A 345-nucleotide genomic window follows, 5' to 3' on the forward strand; every position below is an offset into this window, starting at 1 on the left:
GAACGTAAGCATTTCAGGAAGTGTATATTTCTCTAGTGAAGTTGCTAATTGTAAATTCGCTAATTTAATGGCTAATTCCTCAACGTCTTCTTGTAAATAAATGTCATCGTTAAATGCCGTGAACTGACCTGAAATATCATCTTTGTCAAAAATTTTAGAGTAGTTTTCACCCAGTTCCACAACCTTAGAGCACTCTTTCGGCAGTTTTTCGAGTACATCATACAAAGTCACTAAACTAATGCCTATATTGTTCTTCTGTTTTAAAATCAAGTTGAACATCTCTGCAGTTGAAGCTAACTCCTTACTCATGGAGAACACAATGATGTGTTGGTTTAAGTCAGCTAG

1 protein-coding gene is annotated in these 345 nt (G+C 35.4%); it reads right to left on the minus strand.

The window, feature by feature from the left end:
* On the minus strand, nucleotides 1-309 hold a 309-nt coding region (locus AOA62_RS05010), incomplete at its 3' end, for a hypothetical protein (RefSeq protein WP_178075618.1).
* Nucleotides 310-345 lie beyond the last annotated feature (36 nt).

The sequence above is a fragment of the Pseudomonas sp. 2995-3 genome, assembly GCF_002742565.1.
GTDB lineage: Bacteria > Pseudomonadota > Gammaproteobacteria > Pseudomonadales > Pseudomonadaceae > Aquipseudomonas > Aquipseudomonas edaphica.